This is a genomic window from Protofrankia sp. Cas8, assembly GCF_963555845.1.
In the GTDB taxonomy this organism is placed as follows: Bacteria; Actinomycetota; Actinomycetes; order Frankiales; family Frankiaceae; genus Protofrankia.
Genome location: NZ_CAUVXI010000251.1, coordinates 1 through 6,448 on the forward strand (window position 1 = coordinate 1; position 6,448 = coordinate 6,448).

Annotated in this window: 5 protein-coding genes; 2 read left to right on the plus strand and 3 right to left on the minus strand. The window is 68.8% G+C overall.

Annotation, left to right across the window (positions count from 1 at the left end; translation table 11 throughout):
* Positions 1–748: 748 nt before the first annotated feature.
* Together U9977_RS24155 and U9977_RS24160 are read right to left on the minus strand one after the other, a co-directional pair.
* Positions 749–1,210 (minus strand): SRPBCC family protein, encoded by a 462-nt coding sequence (locus U9977_RS24155; RefSeq protein ID WP_322751579.1) that lies wholly within the window; start codon positions 1,208–1,210, stop codon positions 749–751.
* A 57-nt stretch (positions 1,211–1,267) separates the two neighbouring features.
* Positions 1,268–1,657 (minus strand): metalloregulator ArsR/SmtB family transcription factor, encoded by a 390-nt coding sequence (locus U9977_RS24160; RefSeq protein ID WP_322751580.1) that lies wholly within the window; start codon positions 1,655–1,657, stop codon positions 1,268–1,270.
* A gap of 129 nt (positions 1,658–1,786) precedes the next feature.
* Here U9977_RS24160 and U9977_RS24165 point away from each other — a divergent pair, with 129 nt between their 5' ends.
* Together U9977_RS24165 and U9977_RS24170 are read left to right on the plus strand one after the other, a co-directional pair.
* Complete coding sequence (locus U9977_RS24165; RefSeq protein ID WP_322751581.1) at positions 1,787–4,690, plus strand: hypothetical protein; 2,904 nt, start codon at positions 1,787–1,789, stop codon at positions 4,688–4,690.
* 271 nt (positions 4,691–4,961) lie between these two features.
* On the plus strand, positions 4,962–5,834 hold the full coding sequence (locus U9977_RS24170) for a hypothetical protein (RefSeq protein WP_322751582.1): 873 nt from the start codon (positions 4,962–4,964) through the stop codon (positions 5,832–5,834).
* A 144-nt stretch (positions 5,835–5,978) separates the two neighbouring features.
* Here U9977_RS24170 and U9977_RS24175 read toward each other — a convergent pair whose 3' ends face one another.
* A complete protein-coding gene (locus U9977_RS24175; RefSeq protein ID WP_322751583.1) occupies positions 5,979–6,281 on the minus strand; it encodes a tyrosine-type recombinase/integrase in 303 nt (100 codons plus the stop codon).
* Positions 6,282–6,448: the final 167 nt, after the last annotated feature.

Below are 6,448 nucleotides of genomic sequence, written 5' to 3' on the forward strand. Positions count from 1 at the left end.
AGATGATCTAGAACGCCCGGCAACAGGGGCGTGGATCAAGGAGCGGGGCATGGGTGCGTAGATCGCGAGGCGAACGCGCCGCGGAGGCGGATGTGCAGGTCTGCGAGTGGGCGCCAGCGGGTGAAGGCCGGCGGGTGGCCGCGCGGATGTGTAGCCGCTGTGACAGCGACGCCTTGGTGGGTAGCCGGCCCAGCACGAGTGGATGGTTGACATACATATTCCGCCCGAAAACCAGCGCCTCCTGACGTCATCCTTCCACTCGTCGCACCGAAGGGAATGCAGATCAAGGAGTGGGGTTGGGATGGATGCAGCGCGAAGCGGCGTGCGGGCGCGGCGTGCGGGCAGCGATGACGCAAGGCGCCGCCTGGCGCCGGCACGTACCCCGTCCACCGCTTCGCGCTGGGCGGGGACCCCTCGTTGGACGAACGTCCGGCGCTGACCACTTAGCCTTACTTCATGGCGCAGCGGGCTCGCCCTCGCCGAGCTCGTGCGCCGCGCAGTGGATCGCATGTACGGCTCGACCGGCCCGGACGAAACAATCCACGCGCTGGACGCGAGCTTCGGGAGTTGGACGGACCGTACAGGCGATGGCGCGAGCTACGTCGAAGGTCTGCGACGGGGGATGGCGCGCCGCCTCGCAGGCTGAAGGGCATCTTTCAGCGGACGCGGGCCTGCCCCGCGCCGGGGTTCGGCACGCGGGGCAGGCCGGCGTTGATTCGTCAGAGTGTGAGCAGTGCGTCAGCAGGGCTCAGTGCGTCAGCAGGGCGTCGAGCTTGGTGAAGGAGCTGGTCCAACCCTCGCGTGCCATACCTTCCATCTGGTCGGTGTAGGGGCCCTGGCGCAGCACCAGGCGGGTCTTTCCGCCCTCGTCGTGGAACTCCAGTCGCATGTACATCTGGGCGATCCCCTCGAAGCCGGGAATACCCTCCACCTCCTCGGTGCCCACCAGGAGTTCGTTCTCGACGACCTCGGTGAACGTCGCGTTGACCGGCGAGCGCATCGTCGGGTCATCGTCGCTGACCATTACCAACCGCTGATAGCCGCCTACCCGGGCGTCGACCTCGACGGTGTCGCGGGGCACGGAGAACCCCACCGGACCGAACCACTGCGCGATCTGGTCGGGGTCGACGAACGCCCGGTAGACGAGTTCCCGCGGAGCGTTGAAGATCCGGGTGATGACCAGTTCGTTGGTTGCCGGGGAATCTGCCATGGCACTGTTCCTCTCTCGCTGACATCTCGCTGATGTCTGACTGATGTCTGACTGATGTCACTGCTGTTGGTGGTCCTGTTGTTGGTCTTCCGCGGACGGCTGGTCCTCCGCGGACGGCGACTGCGCATGCTGGATGTGCCGAAGGTGGGCGTCGAGCCGCTCGAAGTTTGCATCCCAGAACTGGCGGTAGCGCTCCATCCACGCTGTGGCCTCCTGCAGCGGCCCGGCGGTGAGAGCGCTCGAGCGCCACTGGGCCGTGCGACTTCGGGAGATCAACCCGGCCCGCTCGAGCACCTTGAGGTGTCGCGAGATCGCTGGCAGGCTGATCGAGAACGGCTCAGCCAACTCCGTGACGGTCGCGTCGCCCTCCGCCAACCGGGCCAGGATCGCCCGGCGGGTCGGGTCCGCCAGCGCCGCGAAGATCGTGCTGAGTCGATCAGCTGCCATCGTATTTCACCCTGACGTTAATTAATCGATGTGTTAAACATAGAACAATGGCCGCCACGCCGTCAAGCGCCGGCTGCCCACCCCACCCATCCTGGCTGCCGGTGATCCCGTCCCGGCAGGATGCAGGACGTGGACTACGACCTGACCCGGCTCGGCAGCCGCGAGTTCGAGCACCTGACCCAGGTGCTGGCGTTGAAGGTGTTCGGGCCGGGTGTCGGCGTCTTCGGCGACGGCCCCGACGGCGGCCGCGAAGCCACCTACAGCGGCCGGGTCCGCTGGGCACCCGACGACCACACCGCCGACTGGAACGGCTACGTCGTCATCCAGGCGAAGTTCCGCAGCCGCCCGCTGGGCACGACCCCGGATACGCGCTGGCTGCACGCCACCGTGGAGGCGGAACTCAAACGATGGGCCGACCCGGAGTCCGCCCGGCGCAGCAAGGGCCGCCTCCCCCGGTATCTGCTGTTCACCACCAACGTCGTGCTCTCCGGCGCCCAGGCCGGTGGCGTTGACACGATGGACGAACTCATCCGCGGATACGCCCCGACGCTGGGCCTGAAGGGCTGGGGGACCTGGCACCACGACACGATCTGCCGGCTGCTCGACGGCCACGCCGATGTCCGCAAGGCCTTCAGCGGGCTCATCACACCCGGCGACGTCCTGGCGCTGCTGGCAGACGTGCTCCAGGGGCAGGCCGCGGATCTCGGTGAGGTCCTCACCTCCCACGCGATCAAGGAGATGCTCGCCGAACAGTGGGTGCGGCTGGGGCAGGCGGGCCATGCCGACAACGAGAAACTCGCACTCGGACGCATCGCGGTCGACCTCCCGGCGCTGCGGCCACAGCCGGAGAAACTGGAGATCGTCGACGCGGCCCGGTACGTGCTGGAACGTGGCGACAGCGTGCTGCGGCCGAGCCTGATCGGCCAGCGGCGTCCACACGTCGTACTGGTCGGCGGGCCGGGCCAGGGCAAGACCACCCTCGGGCAGCTGATCGCACAGTCCTACCGGGTGGCCCTGCTCGGCGAGACCGACCGGCTCGGACCCGAATCCGGCAGCCTGCGCACGACGCTGCGCGCCAACCTGGCCGACATCAACCTGCCGGTCCCCAACAGCCGCCGCTGGCCCGTCCGGGTGGAACTGTCCGCCTACGGTGACGAGGTCGCCGGCGGATCGGACGTGTCCCTGCTGCGCTGGATCGCCGAGCGGGTCAGCGCCCGCGCCACCGACCGGGTCACCGCCGGTCAACTACGCGGCTGGCTCGCCGGCTGGCCGTGGCTGCTGGTCCTTGACGGCCTGGACGAGGTCGCCTCCCCGCACGCCCGCGAGCACCTCATGCGGCACGTCACCGACTTTCTCGTGGACGCCACCCGCGTCGACGCCGACCTGCTCATCGTCGCGACGACCCGACCGCAGGGCTACACCGGCGAGTTCACCGACACGCTGTACGAACATCTCACCCTGGCCCCGCTGCTGCCGCCGGGTGCCATCGCCTACGCGACCCGCCTGGCCGACGCCCGCCACGGCGACGACACCGACCTGCGCGACCGGGTGCTGCGACGGGTCCAGCGGGCCGCCGACGAACCCCTGACCGCCCGGCTCATGCGCACCCCGCTCCAGGTCACCATCATGTCGCTGTTGCTGGAACAGCGCTCGCGCGTCCCGCAGGACCGCTCCCGGCTGTTCGACGCCTACTACGACACCATCTACGCCCGCGAAGCCGCCAAACGAGGTCCCCTGGCCCGCCTGCTCGACGACTATCGCGCCGACGTCCACGCGCTGCACGAACGGGTCGGGCTGGAATTGCAGGTCCTCGCCGAAGCCGACGGCGAAGCGGACGCCGCCATGCCCGCCGAACGGCTCCGAGCCGTTGCCGTCGCCCGGCTCCACGCCGAGGGCCACCCCGAGCCCGACATCCACCGCCTCGCCGACAACCTCGTCAGAGCCGCCACCCATCGCCTCGTCCTGCTGATTCCCAAGGGCGAGGACAGCATCGGCTTCGAAGTCCGCAGCCTGCAGGAGTTCATGGCCGCCCGTGCCATCGTCGCCGGTACCGACGACGTCATGATCGAACGCTTACGCCTGCTGGCACCATCGGCGCACTGGCGCAACACCTGGCTGCTCGCCGCCGGGCGCACCTTCATCCTGCGCGAGCACCTGCGCGCCCAGGTCGTCAGTCTGCTGCGCGAGATCGAAGCCGCCGAGCTGCTCGCCCTCGTGATCGGCGCCGGCGCCGAACTCGCCGCCGACATGCTCGACGACGACCTCGCGGCCCGAACACCCCAGTACCGGATGCTGCTCACCCACCATGCGCTGGAACTGCTCCAGCACCCGCCGAACGACGCCCTGCGCCAGCGGGCCCTCACCCTTGCGGGTATTGCCACCGACCCTCGGATGCGTGTTCTTGTGATCCGCGCGCTGGAGCAGGCCGCCGCCGGCAACACCGTTCAACGCGCCACCGCCTCCGTTGTCCTCCACACCCTCGCGCAGGGAAGCGACATCCTGGCGGCACAGGCGCGCCGGCTTCGCGCCACCATCAAGCTGGACCCGATCCAGACGCTGTCGCTGGGAACCCTCACCGGCCCACAGCGGCCAGCCGGCGAAACGGCACCACAATCGCAGCCCCAGCCCCAGCCCCAGCCACAACGGCAGCCGCAGCCGCAGCCGCAGCGCGGCAGCGTCAAACGCCTGGGATGGTTCCTGCGTCCGCACCTGAACGACGACGAATTCGGGCCCGCGGCCACACAGGCACTGCAGAACCTGCTGACCGAACTCGACCGCACAAAGGTCTCCACGGTAGCCGGCAGGCCGCGTACCGCTATTCTACCGGTGAGAACTGCCGCCACCGACCCTGAAGTCCTCGAACGCGCCCTGAGCGACCCCACGGTGGCCGATGCCGTGGCGCTGGCAATCTCACGCATCCGGCCGCAGGACTGGGCGGCCACCGCCGCCGTGCGTCACATTCTCGCAGCCTGGCAACAACGGCGCCCGGTCGGCGCGTCCCTCCTGGAACTCACCCCGGAACCCGACATTTAGAGCGACCGGCAATAGGGGACGCGGCGTCGCGGAGCCGGGGCACGCACCTCGCATCGTTGTCGTCGGTCGCCACCCAACACCAGGGTGCCTCCCTCCTCCGCCTCGCGATCTACGCACCCCAGCCCCGCTCCTTCATCCACGCCCCTATTGCCGGGCGCTCTTAGAGATCGTCCGCTCTATCGGCCGGGTCGCGCGCTGTGTAGGCCGTTGCGTGTCCTGTCCCCAACGGGGGGTGACGGAAGGATCGAGGACGGCAATACTACGCAATATGATGAGACTTCGTATTTCCGGCGATCGTCCAGCGACCCGCCCCGCCACCGGCGGTCGGATGCCCGCGGGCCGGGCCGGGCCGCTGGGCATCGCCGTCGTGCTGTGCCTGGCGGCAGCCGGCTGCCAACTGAACTCGTCTGACATCCATGGCCCGACCCAACCGCAACCCACCGCCCAGCGCACGCTCACCATCGTCCCCACTGTGGTGCCGCCGCCGGCAACCGCCCCTGCCACCGGTACCCCCAGTCACGGCGCAGTGTCACCGCCGGCGACCGCCCAGCGCACCGGCGCTCCCGTCCCTACCACCGCAGCCACCGGCCAGACCAGCGATGGATGGATGATCACCGTTTACTACACGGCGGTCGAGAGCTTCCATCACGGCCAACCCGAGGCGGTGACGGGCTGTCCGGTCCAGGACTGCGAACACGGCCACGATGCGCTCGGCACCTATCCCAAGGACTTCGTCAAGGCCGTGCACGACGAAGGCACCGGCCGGATCACCAACGGTGACCACGCTGGAAGCTACTTGAACTGGTCGTATGACACCGGCTACTGGCTCGACACGGTCCCCGCCGACACCACGGGCCAGCGCCTGGCGCCCTTCACCACCGCCGCGGCCGACTCGGGTGTCCTGGCCCAGGGCGCCAGGTTCACCGTTGTCGCGTGCGGCACCGAGGAGGACCACTCGGCGATCGACGCGGGCGCCTGCGGCCGGCTGCGTGCGGCGACGTGGACGATCCACGACGAGTTCACCCCGGGTCTCGGCGGCGACAAGCACATCGACCTCTACATCGGCGAAGAGGACCGCGAGGACTTCACCGACAGCCCGCTCTACCTCACCGGCGTCGGCGCGCGGATAGCGATCGCCGGATAACCACCATCTGACTACGGATCACGAGGTTGGGGGTTCGAGTCCCTGCGAGCGCGCGCTGGTTGAGGCACCTCAGAGCCCCACAGTCGATCGCACGGCGCGGGGCTCTGGGCTTTTGAAGATCTCCAGTACTGCAATTGGAAACGATCAGCCCTCGGGCGCCACGCCGCCACCCGCATCATCGTCACCTTCCGTAGCATCCGGCCGGGTCGGTAGGGCCAGCCGGCCCAGGATGCCGTCCATGCTCGCCGCCGTGCCGCGCCGGACGTCTTCCAGGACATCGACGTAAATATCTGCCGTGGTCGCGATACGGGTGTGACGCAGCAACGCCCGGATCTCGTTGAGATCCACCCCCGCACGGAACAACAGCGTGGCCGACGCGTGCCTCAGATCGTGAACACAGGTCCGGTGGTACGTGCCGGCCGACATACCCCTGCCGCACGCGGCCATCGTGTCAGGCGTAGCACTGACGTGGATCGCTGCACACCACGGCTCCTGACTGAGCGCACATCCACGCTGCCGGAACACAGGAATGAGCCGAGAATACGCCGACCCGGCTGTCGAAGCCGCCTACGCCACCGGCTTGACCTGCATCCTCACGCCGTACGGTGCAGGCG